Origin of the sequence: Catellatospora sp. NPDC049609 (genome assembly GCF_040675365.1) — a bacterium.
GTDB lineage: Bacteria > Actinomycetota > Actinomycetes > Mycobacteriales > Micromonosporaceae > Catellatospora.
The window spans coordinates 64,397-85,373 of sequence record NZ_JBFAOU010000014.1 but is presented as its reverse complement, the minus strand read 5'-3'; the positions used below and the strand labels follow the sequence as shown (position 1 = coordinate 85,373).

General features: G+C 72.5%; 17 protein-coding genes. 10 read left to right on the top strand and 7 right to left on the bottom strand.

Annotated elements, in window-relative coordinates; all coding sequences use genetic code 11:
- Positions 1–100: 100 nt before the first annotated feature.
- On the bottom strand, positions 101–1,069 hold the full coding sequence (locus AB0J67_RS06790; protein ID WP_363477096.1) for a helix-turn-helix transcriptional regulator: 969 nt from the start codon (positions 1,067–1,069) through the stop codon (positions 101–103).
- A gap of 289 nt (positions 1,070–1,358) precedes the next feature.
- Here AB0J67_RS06790 and AB0J67_RS06785 point away from each other — a divergent pair, with 289 nt between their 5' ends.
- From AB0J67_RS06785 to AB0J67_RS06775, 3 genes are all read left to right on the top strand, one after another.
- Complete coding sequence (locus AB0J67_RS06785; RefSeq protein ID WP_363477093.1) at positions 1,359–1,493, top strand: hypothetical protein; 135 nt, start codon at positions 1,359–1,361, stop codon at positions 1,491–1,493.
- A 1-nt stretch (position 1,494) separates the two neighbouring features.
- Positions 1,495–1,758 carry a hypothetical protein gene (locus AB0J67_RS06780; RefSeq protein ID WP_363477090.1) on the top strand — a complete coding sequence of 88 codons (264 nt, stop codon included), beginning with the start codon at positions 1,495–1,497 and terminating at the stop codon, positions 1,756–1,758.
- A gap of 81 nt (positions 1,759–1,839) precedes the next feature.
- A complete protein-coding gene (locus tag AB0J67_RS06775) occupies positions 1,840–3,519 on the top strand; it encodes a CHAP domain-containing protein (RefSeq protein ID WP_363477087.1) in 1,680 nt (559 codons plus the stop codon).
- Positions 3,520–3,579: 60 nt separating this feature from the next.
- Here the strand turns inward: AB0J67_RS06775 and AB0J67_RS06770 are convergent, their stop codons facing one another.
- The gene (locus AB0J67_RS06770) at positions 3,580–4,071 is read right to left on the bottom strand and encodes an inorganic diphosphatase (protein WP_363477084.1); all 492 of its coding nucleotides are present in this window, start codon (positions 4,069–4,071) and stop codon (positions 3,580–3,582) included.
- A gap of 547 nt (positions 4,072–4,618) precedes the next feature.
- On the opposite strand from AB0J67_RS06770, the gene dacB reads away from it, so the two are divergent.
- Complete coding sequence (gene dacB, locus AB0J67_RS06765) at positions 4,619–6,220, top strand: D-alanyl-D-alanine carboxypeptidase/D-alanyl-D-alanine-endopeptidase (protein ID WP_363477081.1); 1,602 nt, start codon at positions 4,619–4,621, stop codon at positions 6,218–6,220.
- Between the two features lie 104 nt (positions 6,221–6,324).
- On the opposite strand, the gene tilS is transcribed toward dacB, so the two are convergent.
- Together tilS and AB0J67_RS06755 are read right to left on the bottom strand one after the other, a co-directional pair.
- Complete coding sequence (gene tilS, locus AB0J67_RS06760; protein ID WP_363477078.1) at positions 6,325–7,350, bottom strand: tRNA lysidine(34) synthetase TilS; 1,026 nt, start codon at positions 7,348–7,350, stop codon at positions 6,325–6,327.
- Entirely contained in the window at positions 7,347–8,429 is a 1,083-nt protein-coding gene (locus tag AB0J67_RS06755; RefSeq protein ID WP_363477075.1) for a zinc-dependent metalloprotease, read from the bottom strand. The genes tilS and AB0J67_RS06755 overlap by 4 nt, the downstream gene beginning before the upstream one ends.
- A 116-nt stretch (positions 8,430–8,545) precedes the next feature.
- On the opposite strand from AB0J67_RS06755, the gene AB0J67_RS06750 reads away from it, so the two are divergent.
- From AB0J67_RS06750 to folE, 5 genes are all read left to right on the top strand, one after another.
- A complete protein-coding gene (locus tag AB0J67_RS06750) occupies positions 8,546–10,129 on the top strand; it encodes a gamma-glutamyltransferase family protein (protein ID WP_363477072.1) in 1,584 nt (527 codons plus the stop codon).
- A 178-nt stretch (positions 10,130–10,307) separates the two neighbouring features.
- Positions 10,308–13,478: a S8 family serine peptidase gene (locus AB0J67_RS06745; RefSeq protein WP_363477069.1), complete on the top strand. Its 3,171-nt coding sequence runs from the start codon at positions 10,308–10,310 to the stop codon at positions 13,476–13,478.
- A 153-nt stretch (positions 13,479–13,631) separates the two neighbouring features.
- The gene (gene hpt, locus AB0J67_RS06740) at positions 13,632–14,195 is read left to right on the top strand and encodes a hypoxanthine phosphoribosyltransferase (RefSeq protein WP_363477066.1); all 564 of its coding nucleotides are present in this window, start codon (positions 13,632–13,634) and stop codon (positions 14,193–14,195) included.
- A gap of 651 nt (positions 14,196–14,846) precedes the next feature.
- A complete protein-coding gene (gene ftsH / locus AB0J67_RS06735; protein WP_363477063.1) occupies positions 14,847–16,862 on the top strand; it encodes an ATP-dependent zinc metalloprotease FtsH in 2,016 nt (671 codons plus the stop codon).
- Positions 16,859–17,503 (top strand): GTP cyclohydrolase I FolE, encoded by a 645-nt coding sequence (gene folE, locus AB0J67_RS06730; protein WP_363477113.1) that lies wholly within the window; start codon positions 16,859–16,861, stop codon positions 17,501–17,503. The genes ftsH and folE overlap by 4 nt, the downstream gene beginning before the upstream one ends.
- Before the next feature lie 86 nt (positions 17,504–17,589).
- Here folE and AB0J67_RS06725 read toward each other — a convergent pair whose 3' ends face one another.
- From AB0J67_RS06725 to AB0J67_RS06715, 3 genes are all read right to left on the bottom strand, one after another.
- On the bottom strand, positions 17,590–18,213 hold the full coding sequence (locus tag AB0J67_RS06725) for a hypothetical protein (protein ID WP_363477060.1): 624 nt from the start codon (positions 18,211–18,213) through the stop codon (positions 17,590–17,592).
- Positions 18,214–18,256: 43 nt separating this feature from the next.
- The gene (locus tag AB0J67_RS06720; RefSeq protein WP_363477057.1) at positions 18,257–20,239 is read right to left on the bottom strand and encodes an FtsK/SpoIIIE domain-containing protein; all 1,983 of its coding nucleotides are present in this window, start codon (positions 20,237–20,239) and stop codon (positions 18,257–18,259) included.
- A gap of 163 nt (positions 20,240–20,402) precedes the next feature.
- Positions 20,403–20,675, bottom strand: a complete 273-nt coding sequence (locus AB0J67_RS06715) for a hypothetical protein (RefSeq protein WP_363477054.1) — start codon at positions 20,673–20,675, stop codon at positions 20,403–20,405.
- A gap of 29 nt (positions 20,676–20,704) precedes the next feature.
- On the opposite strand from AB0J67_RS06715, the gene AB0J67_RS06710 reads away from it, so the two are divergent.
- Complete coding sequence (locus AB0J67_RS06710) at positions 20,705–20,944, top strand: hypothetical protein (protein ID WP_363477051.1); 240 nt, start codon at positions 20,705–20,707, stop codon at positions 20,942–20,944.
- Positions 20,945–20,977: the final 33 nt, after the last annotated feature.

Sequence of the window (20,977 nt, the reverse complement as noted above, 5' to 3'; positions counted from 1 at the left end):
GCTCAGCGTGGCCGCGCCACGGGTCGGCAGGCGGGCCGGACGGCCGCCCGCCCGGCCGCAACCGCGCCAGCGGTCCCCGAAACCGCGCGACGGCGCGGTGTCAGATCCAGCCGCGCCGGCCCGCTTCCAGCCCCGCCTGGAACCGGCTGCGCGCGTCGAGCCGCTCCATCAGGTCGGCGGCGACGCGGCGCACGGTGCGCAGCGAGACGCCCAGCTTGCGGGCGGCCATCTCGTCCGTGTGGCCCTCGGCCAGCATGGCCAGCAACTGCTTGGCCTGCGGGTCGAGGCCGTTGGCGTCGACCGGGGCGGCCGTGCCCAGCGGCACCGCGCCGGCCCAGATCTGCTCGAACAGGGCGTAGACCGCGGCGACCACGCCGGGGCTGCGCACCTCGACCGCGCCGAGGCGGGTGTTGTTCGGGTCGAGCGGCAGCAGCGCCACGGCGCGGTCGTACACGATGGTCAGCATCGGGATGGTGGACGCCGTCCGGAGCATGCCGCCCAGCTCGGTGAGCCAGCGGGCGTACGCCACCAGTGCCGGATCGTGGCGGTGGCTCTCCTGGTAGATCGCGCGCAGGGCGACCCCGCGGCCGAGCATCGCCTCGTTCAGCGGGGAGCTCGCCGACTTCGCGTCGGGCGTCTGCGCGCTGCGCGGGTTGAGCGACACGCACTCGGTGCGCACGCTGCGGCTGAGCTCCTCGATCCGGGCGCGGACCGCCTCGATGCCGTCCAGGCGCAGGGAACTCTCCCGCTGGGCCTGGCGCTCCTGCTCCATCGCGATCGTGGCGATCGCCGCCCGGGCCTGCGCGATCTGCTGCTGCCGCTGCTGCATCTCCTGCTCGGCCTGGGCGAGCAGCGCGGCCAGGCCGACCGACGGCCCGACCGGCTTGAGCAGGCCCGACGGGTCGTCCGCGAGCAGCGACAGGTCGGCGAGCTGGTCCAGCGCCTGCCTGATCTGCTTCTCCGTCACGCCCAGCCGGATCGCGAGCTCCTGCACGCTCGACGTGTGGTCGGCCAGCATGGCCCGGTACACGGACTCGGTGAAGCCGTCTATGCCCAGTGACGACAGCATCCGCCGCCCAACCTCCCCCGTTCGGCTGCGAACGAGTATCGATGACCTTGCGGGTCACGGCAACCCCTGCGATAAGCACCATTAGCCCGGCTCGGTGCACAGGCGGTGATTGTTCCCGGCAACCGGCTCACCAGCGAATACGTCCGCTTCGGGTTTGCTGGGAGGTGGCACCAAGATGCCATGCATTTTGGTGCCAATTGCTTTCTGTTCACTTCGGAGAAGCGCTCGACCATGCTTGTTCCAACGGGGCCGCAGGGGTTCTGAAAAGCGGAAAGAGGAGTGGTCGGAAATGAAGCGGACGGCACTGGTGCTCATCGTCGCGGCAGTCCTCACGATGTTCGGGGCGACCGCCGCACAGGCGGACGACGCGGTCGCCGGATCCGTTTCCACGCCGATCGCGAACGGCGGTAACGAATGGGGGTGACATGCAGCTGGTCAAGGTGACCCTGACCAATGTCGAGCCACCTGGACAACGGATCACCGAATCCGTCGCGACGGACCTGATCTGGTCCTACGCCCAGGAGAACGACGCCGTCGAGCACGTGCGAGTACGCATCGGCACGGACCTGATGACGGTGGTCCTCTTCATTCGCTCCGCCGATGAGAAAGCCGCCCGGGAAAGCGCGGCGAATGTCGTGAGAAGAGCGATGAAAGCGCCCGCGCTACAGGGCTGGCGCATCAACGAGTAGAAGCTTCCGAACTACCGAGGTCGGCGTCCACCGGACGTCGTCCCGATGAACTGCACCCTTTTGAAGGACAAGGAGCAAGACATGAGTGGCAACAAGGTGACGCGCCGGGTGGTCGGCGGTCTGCTCGGCGGCGCGATGATCGCCGGTGTGCTCGGCGTGACCTCGCCGGCCTCGGCCGACACCCTGCGCGATGCGATCGTGTCGACGGCGCAGGCGGAGCTCGCCAACGACAGCCGCAACTACGAGTACCGCGGCAGCGACAACTGCACCTACTACAGCGGCCAGATCACGGGCTGGCCGGTGTGCAACGGGCTGGGCTGGCGGGGCGGCACCAGCAACGACGACGACGTGTACGCCTGGTGCGCCAACTTCTCGAAGTACATCTGGCGGCAGGCGGGCGTCACCGACCTCTCCGGCCTCAACACCTGGGCCCGGTCCTTCCGGGAGTACGGCCGCGACAACAACACCTGGCATGCGCGCACCAGCGGCTACACACCGCAGCCGGGCGACGCGGTGGTGTTCGACTGGGGGCCGCAGGACGGCGTCATCGACCACGTCGGGATCGTGGTGCAGACCAGCGGCGGCCGCGTGTACACGATCGAGGGCAACTCGAGCAACCGCGTCTCGGCCCGCAACTACGCGACCGGTGACAGCGACATCGTCGGCTACTCGTCGCCGGTGGGCGCGGACGCGACCGTCGACACCAACGGCGCGAACTCCGTCGCGGGCGACATCGCCGTGGTCCGCACCGGCACGGGTGTCATGGCGCAGTACCGGCTCGGCACGAACGGCTGGATCCAGGGCAGCGACCAGGACGCCGCCGGCTCGGCGTACGGCACCTACAGCAACCTCGGCAACCGCGGCGACTTCGCGGGCCGTCCGGCGGCGCTGATCGCCGGCAACGACACCATCGTCGTCTACGCCCGGGGCACCGACGGCAAGGTGTACGGCATCGGCCAGCCGGCGCCGGGTTCGGCGTTCGGCAACTGGGGCCAGATCGGCACCGGCCAGCCCACGTTCGCCAGCGACCCGACCGTGGTGATGACCCCGGACGGACTGCTCGCGGTGTACGCCACGGCGAACGACGGGTTCGTGTGGGGTGCCGCGCAGAGCGCGCCGGGCAAGCCGTTCGGCGGCTGGGTGAAGATCGGCGTCACCGGTGACATCACCTCCGCTCCGCAGGCTCTGATCGCTCCGAACGACACCATCGTGCTGTACGCCCGGGGCGCCGACGGCAAGATCCGCGGGGTGGGCCAGTCCGCGCCCGGCGCGGCCTTCGGCACCTGGTCGATCCTGACCTCGACGCAGCCGGCCACCGGCTTCCTCGACGCGCCGCCGACGGTGGTGCTGGCCCCCGGCAACAAGATCGCCCTCTACGCGACCGGCACCGACGGCTTCGTCTGGGGCACCGCGCAGAGCGCGCAGGGCAGCGCCTTCGGCACCTGGGTGAAGATCGGCGTCACCGGCAACGTGGCCTCGCGGCCGCAGGCCCTGGTCGCTCCGAACAACACCATCGTGCTGTACGCCCGGGGCACCGACAACAAGATCCGCGGCGTGGGCCAGTCCGCTCCCGGCTCCGCGTTCGGCACCTGGTCGCTGTTCGGCACCGGCCAGACCACCTACGCCGGCGACCCGAGCGCCCTGGTCGCCTCGGGCAACCGGATCGTGGTCTACAGCCGCGGCACGGACGGCCTGGTCTGGGGCACCGGCCAGCCGAGCCAGGGCAGCGCGTTCGGCGCCTGGATCCAGATCGGCGGCTGACCGGCCCATAACAGCAAGGAGCCGCGGGCGACTGCCCGCGGCTCCTTCGCGTGTGCGGCCTCAGTGGCCGCCGTTGTCCTTGGCGCGCGCGAAGGAGCGCACGATCTCGGCCTCGGCCTCGGTGCGGCCGACCCAGGTCGCGCCCTCGACGCTCTTGCCGGGCTCCAGGTCCTTGTAGACCTCGAAGAAGTGCTGGATCTCCAAGCGGTCGAACTCGGCCACGTGATGGATGTCACGCAGGTGCTCCAGTCGCGGGTCGTCGGCCGGCACGCACAGGACCTTGTCGTCGCCGCCCTTCTCGTCGCGCATGCGGAACATGCCGATCGCCCGGCAGCGGATCAGGCAGCCGGGGAAGGTCGGCTCCTGGACCAGCACCAGAGCGTCCAGCGGGTCGCCGTCCTCGCCGAGGGTGTTCTCGATGAAGCCGTAGTCGGCGGGGTACTGGGTGGAGGTGAAAAGAGTGCGATCCAGCCGGATGCGCCCGGTCTCATGGTCGACTTCGTACTTGTTCCGCTGCCCCTTAGGGATCTCAACCGTGACGTCGAAATCCATTTCACTCTCCCATTGGCCTGTAAGTTCGCCGACGTTGGCGAATTTTAGTTAGTCTCGCCTGGCTGGTTCGGGGCTTCGGAGGAGGGCCGCGTTGGGGAGGCAAGGTTCACACTACGGTGCCGAACCCGCTGATGGCGCAGGTTCAGCACCGGGCGAGTGGGTGTGGAACGGCCAGGAGTGGGTCTGGCAGCTGCACAGCGGTTATCCACAGCCCGTGGACCAGGGAGTCAGCGGGTATCCACCGTCTTATCCACAGGCCGCGAGGCCGGGACCTGGTGGATATCCACAGGATGTGCACACCCCCTCTCCTAACCCGCAGTATGCACCCGAGCACGGTGCGTATGGACAGAACGGCCCTGATCAGGGCGGTCATCCCGCATCCGGCACTTATCCCCAGGCGGCGCCGGGCCACAGCGGATATCCACAGGCCGCCCCCGGTTACGGCAGCCAGCGGCCGGAGGCCGGACACGGTGGATATCCACAGGGTTACGGACAGGCGTACCCCCAGGCCGGGACCGTCTACGGCGGCCCGGGCCAGGGCGGCGGCGTGGGCTACGGCGCGGCACCGGGCCAGGACGAGCCCACGCAGACCCATCCCGCGGTGACCGACCAGCCGCCGACGCGTCCGGGCACTCTGGTCCGCCCACCCGCGGCGCGGCCGGACGGAGCCGGGCCCCCGGCCACGCCGAAGAAGCGCCGGCGCCGCGGCCTCCTGGTGACCGTGCTGACGCTGGTGATCGCGCTCGGCGCGGGGCTCGCCGGCGTCGCCGTGCTGAAGCCCGGACTGCTCTCCGGCCTGCTCGCGACGCCGGACTGGCAGTCGCCGAGCGCCGCCCCGCCCGCGGAGCCCGCCGCGCCACCGGTGCTCACCGCGCTGGCCGACGCGCCGATGCCGGACCCGGCGCAGCTGCGGACCCTGATCGACCCGCTGGTCACCGGGACCGACCTGGGCGACAACGTGAGTGTGTCGGTGGTCGACGTCACCTCGGGCCAGGTGCTCTACGAGCGCGGCCCCACCGAGATGATCACTCCGGCGTCGAACACCAAGCTGGTGACGGCCGCGGCCGTGCTGACCGCCCGCGGTCCGGACCATCGGATCACGACCCGGGTGGTGGCCGGGGCGAACCCGGGCGAGGTCGTCCTGATCGGCGCGGGCGACGCGACGCTCGGCGTGACCAAGTCGAAGTACTACGCGGGCGCGCCGCAGCTCGACGACCTCGCGGCCCAGGTCAAGAAGGCCATGGGCGGCACGCCGATCACCAAGGTGATCCTCGACGGGTCGCTGTTCCCCGGGCCGATCACGGCGCCCACCTGGTCGCCCAACGCGGCCAAGGAGGGCAACGTCTCGAAGATCACCGCACTGATGATCAACGGGGCGCGGACCGGCCTCAAGGACCGCAAGACCCCGTTCGATCGGTACAACGACCCCGAGCGCGCGGCCGGCGACGCGTTCGCGAAGCTGCTCGGCGTGCCGACCAGCGCCGTGGCGAAGGGCAAGGCCCCGGCCGCCGCCGCCGGGCAGGCCACCCCGGCCGCGTCCACCGCACCCTCCGGATCGGCGGCCACGGGCGGGGCGCCCGCCCCCGGCACCGAACTCGGCGCGGTGCGGTCGGCCCCGCTGCTGCGCCAGGTCGAGCAGATGCTGATCGAGAGCGACAACACCCTGGCGGAGACACTGGCGCGCCAGGTCGCTCTCGCCAAGGGCAAGCCGGCCTCGTTCGAGGGCGCCGCGCAGGCGATGGAGGAGGTGCTCGTCGAGCTCGGCCTCGACGCGCAGCAGAGCACCCTGTTCGACGGCTCGGGCATGTCCGCCAGCAACAAGATCTCCCCGCGGGTGCTGACCAGCCTGCTGGTGAAGGCGGCCGGCGGCGGCACGGTGCTCGGCGACTTCTTCAACGGCCTGCCGGTCGGCGGCTGGTCGGGCACCATGACCGAGCGGTTCCTCAAGGCCAAGGATGGCTTCGGGGTGGTGCGCGCCAAGAGCGGCACGCTCGACGGCGTGAACTCGCTGTCCGGCGTCGTGGAGACCGCCGACGGGCGGCTGCTGGCGTTCGCCGTGCTGGCCGACGGCGTCCCGGTCGGCATGTACCCGGCGCAGGACCTGCTCGACAAGGTGCCCGCGGCGATGGCGACCTGTGGGTGCCCCTGACCGGCGTCCGCGGCTGTGAAGATCGTTGTCTCGGGTCAGAACCTGAGGTCTGACCATAGGTTCTGACCCGAAACAACGATCTTTCCCAGTGACGGGCGCTCGGCTCAGGTGGGGACGGTGGTGAGGTGTCCGGCGCGGCGGGCCACCGCGATGCCGCCGGGCAGCAGGGTCGCGCCCTGCCCGTGCCAGCCGGTGACCAGCGCGTCCAGGGCCGCCACGTGCCGGTGCGACAGCGCGGCGCGCGGCGCGCCCAGCTCCGCCGCCCAGGCATGCAGCACCCGGCTGCGCAGCGCCGCGGGCAGTTCCCGCAGACCCGCCGTGGACAGCCCGGTCGCGGTGCGGCAGCGCGCCAGGGCCGCCGCGGCCAGCTCGTCGAGGCACGCCGCGTCCTGCGCCAGCAGGCCCGCGGTGCGGGACAGGTTCGCCACCACGCCCTCGCCGAGCGCCTCGACCAGCGCGGGAAGCAGGTCGGCCCGCACCCGCGCGCGGGCGTACGACGGGTCGGTGTTGTGCGGGTCGTCCCATGGCGACAGCCCCAGCGCGGCGCAGGCCAGGCGGCACGCGCCGCGCGGCACGTCCAGCAGCGGCCGGGTGAACCGCACGCCGAGGTGCTCGCGGTGCACGGGCATGCCGGCCAGCCCGCGCGGCCCGGCACCGCGGGCCAGCGCCAGCAGCACCGTCTCGGCCTGATCGTCGCGGGTGTGCCCGAGCAGGACGGTCGCGGCGCCGTGCCGCCGGGCGGCCGCGGCGAGCGCGGCGTACCGGGCGTCCCGCGCGGCCGCCTCCGGCCCGCCCCGCGCTCCGACCTCGACGGTGGCCACCTCGACAGGGTCGAAGCCCTGCTCGCGCGCCCAGCCCGCCACCTGCCCGGCCCGCTGCGCCGAGCCCTCCTGCAGCCCGTGGTCGACCGTCACCAGCCCGGCCCGCCACCCCGACCGCGGCGCGACGAACGCCGTGCCCGCCGCCAGCGCCAGCGAGTCGGCCCCACCGGAGCAGGCCACCAGCATCAGCGGCCGCTCCGCACCACCTGCCGGGTCCGGCACGCCCGGGTGGGCGGGGGTGGTGAGAGTGGGCAGGACGGTGCGGATCGCGGCGCGGATCGCGGCGATCGAGGGGTCGAGCCTGGTCATCCGGGAGCGGCGGCGGTGGCCACCCGGGCCACCCACAGGTCCGGGTCGGCGATCTCGTCCAGGGTCGGCAGGGTCTGCTTCGACGTCCAGACGAGGTTCAGGCCGTCCATGCCGACCCGGTCCAGGACCGCCTGCACGAAGCGCCGGCCCTCGGCGTACTGCCGCATCTTGATGTCTATGCCGAGCAGGCGGCGCAGGTACTGCTCGACGGGGTTGCCGGGGTTGCGGCGGCGGTCGAACGCGGCCCGGATCCGGGCGACCGACGGGATGACCTGCGGGCCGACCCCGTCCATGACGACCTCGGCGTGGCCCTCCAGCAGCGTCAGCACCGCGGTGAGGCGGTCCAGCACGGCGCGCTGCTCGGGCGTCTGCACGGCCTCCAGCAGCGACGTGCCGCGGGTGCCCTCCGGCTCGCGGGCCGCCTTGATCGCGGCGGTGATCTGCTGGTACGCCTGGCTGATCAGGGTCGCCGTGGGCGGCTCGGTGGCCTCGATGAAGGCGCGCACCTCGCCGAGGAAGTGATCGCGCAGCCATGGCACGGCGGTGAACTGGGTGCGGTGGGTGACCTCGTGCAGGCACACCCACAGCCGGAAGTCGCGGGGGTCGGCCTTGATGCGGCGCTCCATCCCGACGATGTTCGGGGCGACGAGCAGCAGCTGTCCCGCCGGTGCGGGCTGTCCGGGCGCGGCCGGCGGCGCGGCGAAGATGTCGTACTGGCCGAGCACCTTGCCGGACAGGTAGCCCAGGACGGCACCGGCTTCCAGGCCGGTCACCTTCGCGCCGACGGCGTTGCCGAGGAAGCCGACCTTCTCCTCCAGCTTGTCGGTCAGCGGGCTGATCACCGTGCGCAGACCCTGGACGTTGACCTCGGCCCAGGTGCGCCGGTCGACGACCCGCACGGGCGCGTCGGTCAGCTGCGGGGTCATCTTCGTGTACGCCGCCACGTGCCCGACCGCCTCGTCGGCGAGCCGCCGCAGGTCGGCGACGACCTCGGTGGCCTGTTCGAGCGTCACGGCCGGGCCGGTCGGGCCGAACCGCGCGGCGGTGGTCGAGGCGAGATCCCAGTCCACGAGAGCCATGCCTAAGAACCTACTCCCCCGTAGCGAGAAGTCCGGCCGTCGACGAGAGTCGACCGCGGCCCGCCGTCGCGGCGACCCGGCACCACAGCCCGCCACCGGAGTGCTTGGATCAAGGGATGCGACAGGCGGTGTACGCGCCCCAGGGAGTGGTGGCCACGAGTCAGCCGCTCGCGGCCCAGGCGGGCCTGGCGATGCTGCGCGAGGGCGGCTCGGCGGTCGACGCGGCGGTGGCCGCGGCGGTGACGCTGACCGTGGTGCAGCCCGCCTCCAACGACATCGGCGGCGACCTGTTCGCGCTGGTCTGGGACGGGCAGCGGCTGCACGGCCTGAACGCCTCCGGCCGCTCCCCGGCGGCGCTCACGCTGGACGCGCTGCGGGCGCAGGGGCACCCGCCGTCGGCCGCGCTCGGCGGCGGGCAGGCCCGCGCCGGGCTGGTGCCGCCGGACCGGGGCTGGCTGCCGGTGACCGTGCCCGGCGCACCGGCGGGCTGGCGCGATCTGCACGACAGGTTCGGGCGGCTGCCGTTCGAGCGGCTGTTCGCCGACGCGGTCCACTACGCCGAGCAGGGCTGGACCGTGTCCCCGACGGTCGCGGCGCGCTGGGCGGGCTCCGTGGAGCTGCACCGCTCGCTCGACCGGCCCGAGTGCCGGGCCTGGGCCGACGTGTTCGCGCCGGGCGGGCGCGCGCCGCGGGTGGGGGAGCGGTTCCGCAACCCGGGCGCGGGGCGGACGCTGCGGCTGATCGGCGGCAGCCACGCCGACGCCTTCTACCACGGGGAGATCGCCGCGGCGCTGGACGCGTACGCGGCGGGCACCGGCGGCCTGCTGACCGCCGCCGACCTCGCCGCGCACACCGGCACCTGGGTCGAGCCGGTGGGCGCGGACTACCGCGGGCACACGGTGTACGAGCTGCCGCCCAACGGGCAGGGCGTCGCCGCGCTGCAGGCGTTCGCGCTGCTCGACGGGCTGGCCGGGCACGGGCTGCACGAGCAGATCGAGGCGATGAAGCTCGGCTTCGCCGACGCGCACGCCTACGTCGCCGACCCGGACTTCGGCGAGGTGCCCGACCTGCTGGAGCCGTCCTATCTGGCCGCGCGGCGGGCGCTGATCACGGATCGGGCCGGGGACCCGCCGCCCGGCGACCCGATGCGCGGCGGCACCGTCTACCTGGCCGCGGCGGACGCCGACGGCATGATGGTGAGCCTGATCCAGTCGACCTACATGGGGTTCGGCTCGTTCGTGGTGCTCCCCGAGTACGGCTTCGGCCTGCAGAACCGCGGCGCCGGGTTCAGCCTCGACCCGGCCCACCCGAACGTCGCCGCGCCCGGCAAGCGGCCGTTCCACACCATCATCCCGGGGTTCCTGTTCCGGGACGGGGAGCCGCTGGGGCCGTTCGGCGTGATGGGCGGGCACATGCAGCCGCAGGGCCACCTGCAGCTGGTGCTGGCCACCGTGGACGACGCGCTCGGCCCGCAGGAGGCGCTGACCCGGCCGCGCTGGTACTGGCACGCGGGCCGCTCGGTCGAGGTCGAGCCGGAGTTCGACCCGGTCCTGGTCGAGCAGCTGCGCTCGCGCGGCCACGAGGTCACCGTGGCGGACGACCGCGGCACCTTCGGCATGGGCCAGGCGATCTGGCGCATCCCCGGCGGCTACGTGGCCGGCTCCGAACCCCGCGCCGACGGCCAGGCCGCGGGGTACTGAGGGGGCTCGCCAAGTCCCGGGCCGCCGGGTGGTCGTTGACGCCACTGTGAAGATGGCGACTTTTGTCCGAATCGGCTGCGGGCTCGCCCTGGTGGCCGGCGCGGCGGTGATACCGGGCGGCAGCGGCGCGGCGGCGCCTGACGATGGTCCGAGCAAACTTCGACCGGCCACGCGGGCCGTGGCCGGCAAGGCCCCGACCAGCAGGCTGGCCAGGACCGACCGGAGCCTGCTCGACCGCAGCGACGGCGAGCGCATCCCGGTGCTGGTGAAGCTGGACTACGACGCGGTGGCCAGCTACGCGGGCGGCCTGCCGGGCCTCGCCGCGACCAGCCCCGCGGTCACCGGCGCCCGGCTGCGCAACGGCGACGCCGAGCGCGCGTACGAGGCGTACCTGGCCGAACGCGAGCGGCGTTTCACCTCGGCCCTGGCGGCCCGGCTGCCCCAGGCGCGGATCGGGCAGCGGCTGCGCACCGTGTACGGCGGCGTCGCGCTGACCCTGCCCGCCAACCAGGTCAAGCAGCTGCTCGCGGTCGAGGGCGTGGTCGCCGTGCAGCGCGACGAGCTGCGCGAACCGCTGACCGACTCGTCCAGCTCGTTCATCGGCGCGGACGTGCTGCAGAGCGGCCCGGCCTCGGGCGGCGCCCCGACCAGCCGGGCCGGGGCCGGCGTCGTGGTCGGCGTGCTGGACACCGGCGCCTGGCCGGAGCACCCGTCCTTCGCCGACCAGGGCGTGCTCGCCCCGCCCCCGGCCAAGACCGACGGCTCGGCGCGGCGCTGCGACTTCGGCGACAACCCGCTCACCCCGGGCCGCGACGTGTTCCGCTGCAACAACAAGCTGATCGGCGGGGCCGCGTTCCTCGACGCCTACCTCGACACGTTCCCGGACGAGACGTACCGGTCGGCGCGCGACGGCGACGGGCACGGCACGCACACCGCCTCCACCACCGCCGGCAACGTGCTCAGCTCGGCGAAGGTGTTCGGGGTGGAGCGCGGGCCGGTGCACGGCGTCGCGCCGGGAGCCTGGGTCAGCGTGTACAAGGTCTGCGGCGCCAACGGCTGCATGTCGTCGGACTCGGCGGCCGCCGTGGCGCAGGCCGTGCGCGACGGCGTCGACGTCGTCAACTTCTCCGTCTCCGGGGGCACCGACCCGTTCAGCGACCCCGTCGAGATGGCCTTCCTCGACGCGTACGCGGCAGGGGTCTTCGTCGCCGCCTCGGCGGGCAACTCGGGCCCGGAACCCGGCACGGTCAACCACCTGTCCCCCTGGGTGACCACGGTGGCCGCCTCGACCCAGCGCCGCGAGTTCAGCGCCGCCGTGACGCTGCAGGCCGGTGTCGCGAGCAAGGTGCTGCACGGCGCGTCGCTGACCGCGGGCGCCGGACCCGCCCCGGTGGTCCGGGCCGGTGACACCAAGGGCTACAAGGGCGGCATGACCTGCGAGAAGCCCGCGAAGAAGGGGCTGTTCACCGGCAAGATCGTGGTCTGCGAGCGCGGCGTGAACCCCCGCGTCGAGAAGGGCTGGAACGTGCTGCAGGGCGGCGCCGTCGGCATGATCCTCTACAACCCGAACCTGCAGGACGTGGAGACCGACAACCACTGGCTGCCCACCGTGCACCTGGCCGACGCCGAGGTGCTCGGGTTCCTCGACGCCAACACCGGCGTCACCGCGACCATCACCGCGGGCCAGGCGGCCGCCGGCACCGGCGACGTGATGGCCGCGTTCTCCTCCCGCGGGCCCGGCGGCCTCGCGCTCAAACCCGACGTGACGGCACCCGGCGTGCAGATCCTCGCCGGGCACACGCCGACCCCCGGCGAGGCGTCGGGCGGCCCCAAGGGCGAGCTGTTCCAGGCCATCGCGGGCACGTCCATGTCCTCCCCGCACGTGGCGGGCGCGGCGGCGCTGCTGACCGCCCGGCACCCCGGCTGGACCCCCGGCGAGATCAAGTCCGCGCTGATGACCAGCGCGATCACCGAGGTCGTCACCGAGGACGGCAAGACCCCCGCCGGGCCGCACGAGATGGGCGCCGGCCGGATCGCCGTCGACCGCGCCGACGAGGTCACCCTGACCGTCTCCGACACCGCCGAGCGCATGATGGCGCTCGCCGGCGACGAGGTGCGCGCCGTCGACCTCAACCTGCCGTCCATCAACGCGCCGGTCATGCCCGGCCGCCTGGCCACCGTCCGCACCCTGCGCAACATGACCGACCGCACCATGACGTACACCGTCGAGTCCACCGCGCCGAAGGACAGCGCCATCACCGTGCCGCCCGCCGTCGTCGTGCCCGCCGGCGGCAGCGCCCCGCTGCCCGTCGGCATCAGCTCGCGGGCCACCGGGGACGCGTACCTGTCCGGCGAGATCCGGCTCGTCCCGCAGGACGGCAGCCGCGCCCTGCACCTGCCGGTCTCGTTCAAACCCGGCCAGGGCCAGGTGACGCTGGCCAGCAGCTGCACCGCGAAGAAGGTCCCGCTCGCCGGCACGGCCAAGTGCACCGTCACCGCCGCCAACACCGGCTACGACGACGCGCCCGTCGACCTGGTCACCCGCCTCGACCCGGCGCTCGCGCTGACCGGCGTCGACGGCGCCGCCCGCGCCGCCGGCCCGCGCGAGGTCCGGCACACCGGCACCCTGCGCGGCATCGAGCCCGGCCGGCCCGGCCTCGCCGAACTCGACGACCGCGCCTGGCGCCCGCTGACCGTCGCGCCCGACCCCATCGGCGACGAGGAGATCATCACCTACCAGGTGCCCGAGTTCACCTACGCCGGCCAGACGTACGACCGCGTCAGCGCCGTCTCCAACGGCTACCTCGTCGTCGGCGGCGGCACCGCCCAGGACGTACGCCTCGAACCGCCCGCCGTCGACGGCAAGCGCAGGACCGACCCGAACCGGCCCAACAACGTGCTCGCCCCGTACTGGACCGACCTCGACGGCAGCAAGGCCGACGGCGTGCGCGCCGCCACCATCAAGGGCGGCGGCATCGAGTGGATCGTGATCGAGTGGCGGGTGCACCGCTTCGGCACCCAGGACGCCCAGCGCTTCCAGGTCTGGCTCGCCACCGGCGCCGACGAGGACATCCGCTTCGCGTACGACCCGAAGAACCTGCCCGGCGGCGCCAAGACCTTCGCCGTCGGCGCCGAGAACGCCCTCGGCAAGGGCGAGCTGCGCACCGCCCAGCCCGGCCCCGACCTGCGCGTACGCAGCACCGGCGGCAGGCCCGGCGGCGCCGCCGCGTACACCGTGCACGTCCGCGCGGTGCTGCCCGCCGACGCCCGGGTGACCACCAGCATGACCAGCCCCGAGGTCCCCGGCACCACCGTCGTCCGCACCAGGATCCCCGTCACCACCCCCTGACGAGGGAAAGGAAGGGCACCTTCTTAACGCTCCGCGTATGGGAAGGTGCCCTTCTTAACGCCCTGACCAGCACTTGACCAGCACTCGGGATGATCGTCACCAATTCCGACCCCGGCGTGCGCAAAGCCCCGACAGTCGGGCAGTCTTAAGCACATGGGCTGGTACGACGCGGACATCGACCGTGTGATCATCACTGAAGACGAGCTGCGGGCAAAGACCGCCGAACTCGCCAAGCAGGTCGCCGCCGACTACGCGTCGGTCGACAGCCTGCTCCTCGTATGCGTCCTCAAGGGCGCGGTCATGTTCATGGCCGACTTCTCCCGCGAGCTCGGCAAGGTCGGCGCCCCGCCCGCCGAGCTCGAGTTCATGGCCGTCTCCTCCTACGGCCAGGGCACCACCTCCTCCGGCGTCGTCCGCATCCTCAAGGACCTCGACCGCGACATCGCCGGCAAGCACGTCATCGTCGTCGAGGACATCGTCGACTCCGGTCTCACGCTCTCCTGGCTCCTCAAGTACCTGGAGTCGCGGTCGGCGAAGTCCGTCGACGTCGTCGCGCTGTTCCGGAAGCCGGAGGCGATCAAGGTGCCGGTGCCGGTGAAGTATGTCGGGTTCGATATTCCGACGGAGTTCGTCGTGGGGTATGGGCTGGATTACTCGGAGCGGTATCGCGAGGTGCCGTATGTGGGGATTTTGAAGCCTGAGGTTTATCAGCGCTGAGGCTTGTGGCGTCGCTCCGCAGGGGGTGTCGCCGGGATCGCTGGGGCCGCCAAGAGCGGGCGGCCTTTTACGCGATCCCGGCGACACCCCCTGCTCCGCTTGGTCCCGAGTGGTCGGGTTGGTGGGTAGTCCGCGGCATTTTTTAGGGTCTGCCGAGTCCGAGCTGCCCCATATTGGCTCCTACGAGGTTGGAGTCGGGTGGTGCGGGCTGTGGGTCAGGTGGGCTCCCCAGTGGCCCAGCCGTGGGAGCCGTTCCTGGTTACTTCGGGTGGTTTGGTAACCGTTGTGGCTTGGTAAAGAGAACTCAGCCTTGGTAGGGGGTCAGCGGAGCGGGGGATCCGGTGGGGCCGCGTAAAAGGCCGCCGGGGTTGGGCGGCCCCAGCGGCCCCACCGGATCCCCCGCGGAGCACCACCGCGAGACCCTGAAGGACGCATCGGAAACAGTCAGCCTAGAGCGAACAGCGGGGGGATTTGGGTGGATTGGGGGCCACTCACGCTGAGAAAAGGCTGAACGTTGTGCGATGGGGACCACGCATGGGCCAACCGAAGGTTTGTACGGTGTACCGTCGAGTGACCGGGCCGCGCCCGGTGAGCTGACCGCCTCTATCGATCAGGAGGACACGGGCGCGAACAAAAGCGTCCGGTAACAGCATGGAGCGTACGCGTTTCTTCCGCCGGCCGATCTTCTGGATCTTCATCGTGGCCATCGGCGCGATCCTGCTCAGCCAGCTCTTCACCAGCGGCCCGAGCTACCAGCCCGTGGACACCTCGGTGGCGCTCGCCCAGCTGAAGAATGCTGGCCCGGGTGCGATCAAGGAAGTGCAGATCCGGGACAAGGAGCAGACGCTCCGGATCGACCTGGCGAACAAGGCCAAGTTCGACGACGTCGAGACCGACAAGATCGAGGCGCAGTATCCGGCGGACGCCGGTCTCGAAGTGTTCAACGAGGTGGATGCGGCCAAGGCGGCCGGCAAGATCTCGGGGAACTTCGACACCGAGGTGACCGAGGAGAGCGTCTTCCTGTCGCTGTTGGTGAGCCTGCTGCCGATCGCCGTGCTGGTGATCCTGCTGCTGCTGTTCATGTCGCAGATGCAGGGCGGCGGCTCGCGGGTGCTGAACTTCGGCAAGTCGAAGGCGAAGCTCGTCAGCAAGGACACCCCGAAGACCACCTTCGCGGATGTGGCCGGTGCCGACGAGGCCGTCGAGGAGCTGCACGAGATCAAGGACTTCCTGCAGAACCCGGCGAAGTACCAGGCGCTCGGCGCCAAGATCCCGAAGGGTGTGCTGCTGTTCGGCCCGCCCGGAACGGGTAAGACGCTGCTGGCCCGTGCCGTTGCGGGTGAGGCGGGCGTGCCGTTCTACTCGATCTCGGGCTCCGACTTCGTCGAGATGTTCGTGGGTGTCGGTGCTTCCCGTGTTCGTGACCTGTTCGAGCAGGCGAAGGCGAACGCGCCGGCGATCGTGTTCGTCGACGAGATCGACGCGGTGGGCCGCCACCGCGGCGCGGGTCTCGGCGGCGGTCACGACGAGCGCGAGCAGACCCTGAACCAGCTGCTGGTCGAGATGGACGGCTTCGACGCGAAGGGCGGCGTCATCCTGATCGCCGCGACCAACCGTCCCGACATCCTCGACCCGGCGCTGCTGCGCCCGGGCCGCTTCGACCGGCAGATCGCGGTGGACACCCCGGACATGGTCGGCCGCAAGTCGATCCTGCGGGTGCACGCCAAGGGCAAGCCGTTCACGCCCGACGTGGACCTGGACGCGGTGGCGCGGCGTACGCCGGGCTTCACCGGTGCCGACCTCGCCAACGTGATCAACGAGGCCGCGCTGCTGACCGCGCGTCAGGACAAGCGCGCCATCAGCAACGAGTCGCTGGAGGAGTCGATCGACCGCGTGGTCGCCGGCCCGCAGCGCCGCACGCGGGTCATGTCGGACCACGAGAAGAAGATCACCGCGTACCACGAGGGCGGGCACGCCCTGGTCGCCTGGGCGCTGCCGCACTCCGCGCCGGTGCACAAGGTGACGATCCTGTCCCGCAGCCGCTCGCTGGGCCACACCCTGGTGCTGCCCACCGAGGACAAGTACACCCAGACCCGCGCCGAGATGATCGACACCCTGGCGTACGCGCTGGGCGGCCGGGCGGCCGAGGAGCTCGTGTTCCACGAGCCCACCACGGGCGCCGGCAACGACATCGAGAAGGCGTCCGCGCTGGCCCGCGCCATGGTCACCCAGTACGGCATGAGCTCGAAGCTCGGTGCGGTCAAGTACGGCACCAGCGGCGACGAGCCGTTCCTCGGCCGGTCCTACGGGCACGAGCGGGACTACTCCGACTCGATCGCCGCGGAGATCGACTCCGAGGTGCGCTCGCTGATCGAGCTGGCGCACGACGAGGCGTACGAGATCCTCGTCGAGTACCGCGACGTGCTGGACAGCATCGTGCTGGAGCTGATCGAGAAGGAGACCATCTCGACCGCCGACATGGCGCGCATCTGCGCCCGCGTCGTCAAGCGGCCGCCGATGGCCCCGTTCAACGGCTTCGGCAAGCGCACCCCGTCCACCCAGCCGCCGGTGCTCACGCCGGCCGAGCTGGAGAAGCAGGGGCAGCGCGAGTCCGCCGACGGGGAGGTCCCCGTCGCCACCGCGGAGGCCGCGGAGGCTTCGAACTGAACGGCGAGAAGGAACTAGACCACCTCGCCGCACGCCTGGTCGACGGCTCCCTCACCGGTGTTCCGGTGGAGGAGACCGTCGACCTGGCGCGTATCGAGAAGGCCGTCCGCGAGATGCTCCTCGCGCTGGGCGAGGACCCGGACCGCGACGGCCTGCAGAAGACCCCGGCCCGGGTGGCCCGGGCGTACGCGGAGCTGTTCGCCGGCCTGCGGGTCGACCCGAAGCACGTGCTGACCACGACGTTCGAGGCCGACCACGACGAGCTGGTGCTGGTCCGCGACATCTCGGTGTTCAGCCTCTGCGAGCACCACCTGCTGCCGTTCAAGGGCGTCGCCCATGTCGGCTACCTGCCCGGTGACGACGGCCGCATCACCGGACTGTCGAAGCTGGCCCGGCTCGTCGAGGTGTACGCCCGGCGCCCGCAGGTGCAGGAGCGGCTCACCTCGCAGATCGCCGACCTGCTGCAGGAGCAGCTCCAGGCGCGCGGCGTCATCGTGGTGCTCGAGTGCGAGCACATGTGCATGGAGATGCGCGGCATCCGCAAGGCCGGGGCCCGCACCGTCACCAGCGCGCTGCGCGGCATCCTCAAGTCGGACCCGAAGACCCGCTCCGAGGCGATGTCACTCATCAACTCCCGCTGAGCGCGCCCGAGCGGGCCTGGTCAGGCCCGCGCGGCCGGTGTGAGGCGGGATCATCGCAGGTCAGGGAGCTGGTCTGCGCGGCCCGGTCACAGCAGCGCGAACAGGAGCACGGCCACCAGGGCCGGGGCGATGCAGACGAACGCACCGGTCTGCGGCGTGCGGGGCCGCTCCGGATAGAGCGTGCCCACCAGCAGCCACCCCGCGCCGAGCGCGAGCGGCGCCAGGACCAGCCCCGACACCGCGGCGAAGAACAGCTGCGCAGCAGGCTCGGCCAGCCCCGCCACGGCCAGCTGCACGAGCAGCGCGAGCAGGCTCAGCGGCCCGTACACCAGCAGGTTGCGCAGCGCCTGCGGGGCGGCGCCCTCGTCGTCGAGCCGGGCCAGCGCGCCGTCGGCGACGTCCACGTTCGCGGCCGCCTGCCGCAGCGCGGCCAGCGCCACCGCAGGCCCCCCGACCACCGACTGGGCGGCGTCGTGCAGCTCCGCGGGACCGGGCTGCAGCACGGGCGGCGGCGAACCGGCCCGGCTCGCCGTCTCCAGCAGCCGGGCGGCCTGCATGGTCAGGCCGGCCTGGACCGTCGGCAGCTCGTCGCGGGCGGCCGCCAGCGCCGCCGCCTCGCCCGCCGCCGTGTCCGCCGCCTCGCGGCGCACCGTGTCCAGCCGCTGCGCCGCCGCCAGGTACTCCGACCAGGCCGCACTCCGCTCGCTCACGCTGCCTCCCCGCTCGAGGGCCCGCACGGCCCGGTCCGCGTGCTCACGCCGTCCCCTGGGTCAGCTCGGCGGTGGTGAGCACCAGCGGCGGATCGGAAGAGGGGTCACGGGCCTGCCACAGGCGCTGCCGCAGCGCGGACAGCACCTGCGCGTCGGCGTCCGGGTCGGGGAAGCGGACCGTCTTCTCGTGGCCGCGGGTGGCGCCGCGCGGCCCGCCCAGGCCGCCCGCGGTGTTGACCACCGCGCAGCCCAGCGGCAGCGTCGCCGCGGCGTCGTTCGTCGCCTCCAGCACGTCCCCGCCGCCCGGCAGCGCGACCCGCACCGGCACCTGCCCGAACAGCGAGTCGCGCCGGGCGTGCAGCGCCTCGATGCCCCGCACCGTCTGCGAGCACAGGATCAGGTGCACGCCGTGGCCGCGGCCGCGCCGCCCGATCGACTCCAGCAGCCCCAGCGCCTCGGCGGCGATCGGGTCGGTGCCGGACAGCAGCACCGGGAACTCGTCGATCACGCACACCACCCGCGGCAGCTGCCGGTGCTCCCGCGCCTGCACGAACCGGCTCACCTGCAGCTCCCGCCACAGCTCCTCGCGGCGGCTCAGCTCGCCGTCCAGCTCCCGCAGCACCGCCAGCCCCTGCTCGCGGCCCGCTTCCAGCCCGACCACGCGGGCGTGCGGCAGCCAGGCCGGATCGCCGGCGCCCGGCGCGAACCGGGCGAACGCCCGGCCCGGCTTGAAGTCCATCAGGTACAGCGCCAGCTCGTCGGGGTCGTAGCGGGTGCACAGGCCGTACAGCACGTTCGCCAGGAACGCCGACTTGCCGCCCCCGGCCCGGCCGCCGATCAGCCAGTGCGGCGTCAGATCGGCGAAGACCAGCGAGATCGGCGTCTCCCCGGCCAGCCCGGCGGTGGTGGACAGCCCCGCCGCCGAGGACTCGGCCCACCAGTGGTCCGGATCCGGCAGCAGGTCCATCAGATGCACCTGGCCCGACTGCGCGTAGCGCTCGGCCAGCTCGCGGCAGACCCGCTGCACCAGCTCCGCGGGCGGATCCGGGTCCAGCTGCACCGGCACCGACAACCCGGGCCACGTCGCGGTCGGGCTCGGCGCGCCCCCCACGGCGCCGCGTCCCGATTCGCCGGTACGCCGTTCCGGCTGGCCGGCCCGCGCCGCGGGTGAGCCGAACGGTGCGCCGCCGAGCAGGGCATACGGGTTGCGCAGGGCGATCTGCGTACTCATCGGCAGCGGCTGCTGGGCGGCGGGCTGGGACGTGTCCGGGGTCAGCGGCGGCGGCGGCCAGCCCGCGACGATCAGGTGCAACCCGGTCGCCGGACCAGCCTGGGCCAGCGCCGTGATCCGGGCCAGGTCCGTGCCGTCCACGGCCGAGGGCAGCGCGGCGATCAGCAGCAGCATCGTGCAGTCGCGGCGGCGCGGCCGGGCCGTGGGACGCCGCTGCGCCTCCGGACGGCTCGGGCGCACCCAGTGCTCCGCCTCGGCCAGCACCGCCTGCAACCCGGCCCGATCGGTGACCGGCGGCGGCATCAGACCCGCGTCGGCGAGCGCCCCGAACGGCGCGAACAGCGCGCCGCCCACCGCGTCCACGGCGCGTACCACCAGCGTGCCCGAAGGTGCGGTGGCCAGCAGCCGCAGCAGGATCGCCCGCAGCGCACCCGCCACCCGCGGATCCCGCGAGTCGGCGCTGAACGTCAGATGCCCCGTGCCCAGCAGCGGCACCACCGCCGGGAAGTGCGCCTCCTCCAACGCGGCCGCCACGCCGACCCGGACGAACTCCGGCCGGCGCTGCTCACCCAGCGCCATCCCGGCGGGCACCGCGTCCAGCGGGGTGCCCAGCCAGCCCGGGGTCAGCCGCGCCGCCGCGTCGCGCAGCCGCTCGGCCAGCGCATGCTGCTCAGCCAGGTCGGTGCGGGGCGGCGGCAGGTAACCGTCCAACGCGGACGCGGCCGCCTGGGCCACCGCCGACGCGTGCCGGTGCAGGCTCGCGGCCTGGTCGATCCGCGCGTTCAAACCGGGCACGCCGACACCTCCGCTGCTTCGGAACCCCGGCTGCTCCCGGCGCGCCGCCGCTCACGCAGCACGCCGGAGCACTCACCTGTTCCGCCTCCCGGGGGAGGGTAGCGCAGAGCGCCCGATACCTGTCGCAACTACGCGCAAGCAACTCCCGTGTAAACCCGACAGATCAATCCGTGCGAAGGTAGTCGATGAACCGCGCCCTGATCAGGGGCTCCCGATCGCCGTAGTCGTGCCCCGTGAACTCCCGCCACAGCGACACCGTGTCGTCGATCGCCGCGCCGATGTCGGCGAGCTCCCGCTCCTCGGTCTCGGGCGAGGTGGGCAGGTGCGTGAACAGATCCCAGAAGAAGCCCATGTCGCGCCGCTCGCGAGCCTTGGCGAAGGCCCGTTCGCGCAGCTCATCGGTGGTCAATGCGTCCAGTTCGGCGAAGTCGGTCACCCGACCAGCGTACGGCGTGCCGTACCGCGATGACCGACTCGCACCCCTTGTCGGCTCCCGCGCTGCCGGACTCGATCTGGGCGGTCCCGACCGATATCGTCGTCGGCGTGTATGAGAACCCGCCGCCGAAGCGGCCCAACCCGATCTTCGGCCTGGTCAAGAAGCCGATGATGCTCGCGATCGCCGGTGGGGCCGTGGCGCTGCTGCTCGTCCTGGGCTGCTGCTGCGGGCTGTGGGTGTTCGGGAACCTCAACACCGGGTCCGTCTGACGGCACCCTGGCCACCCTCCCCGGGCTGCGACT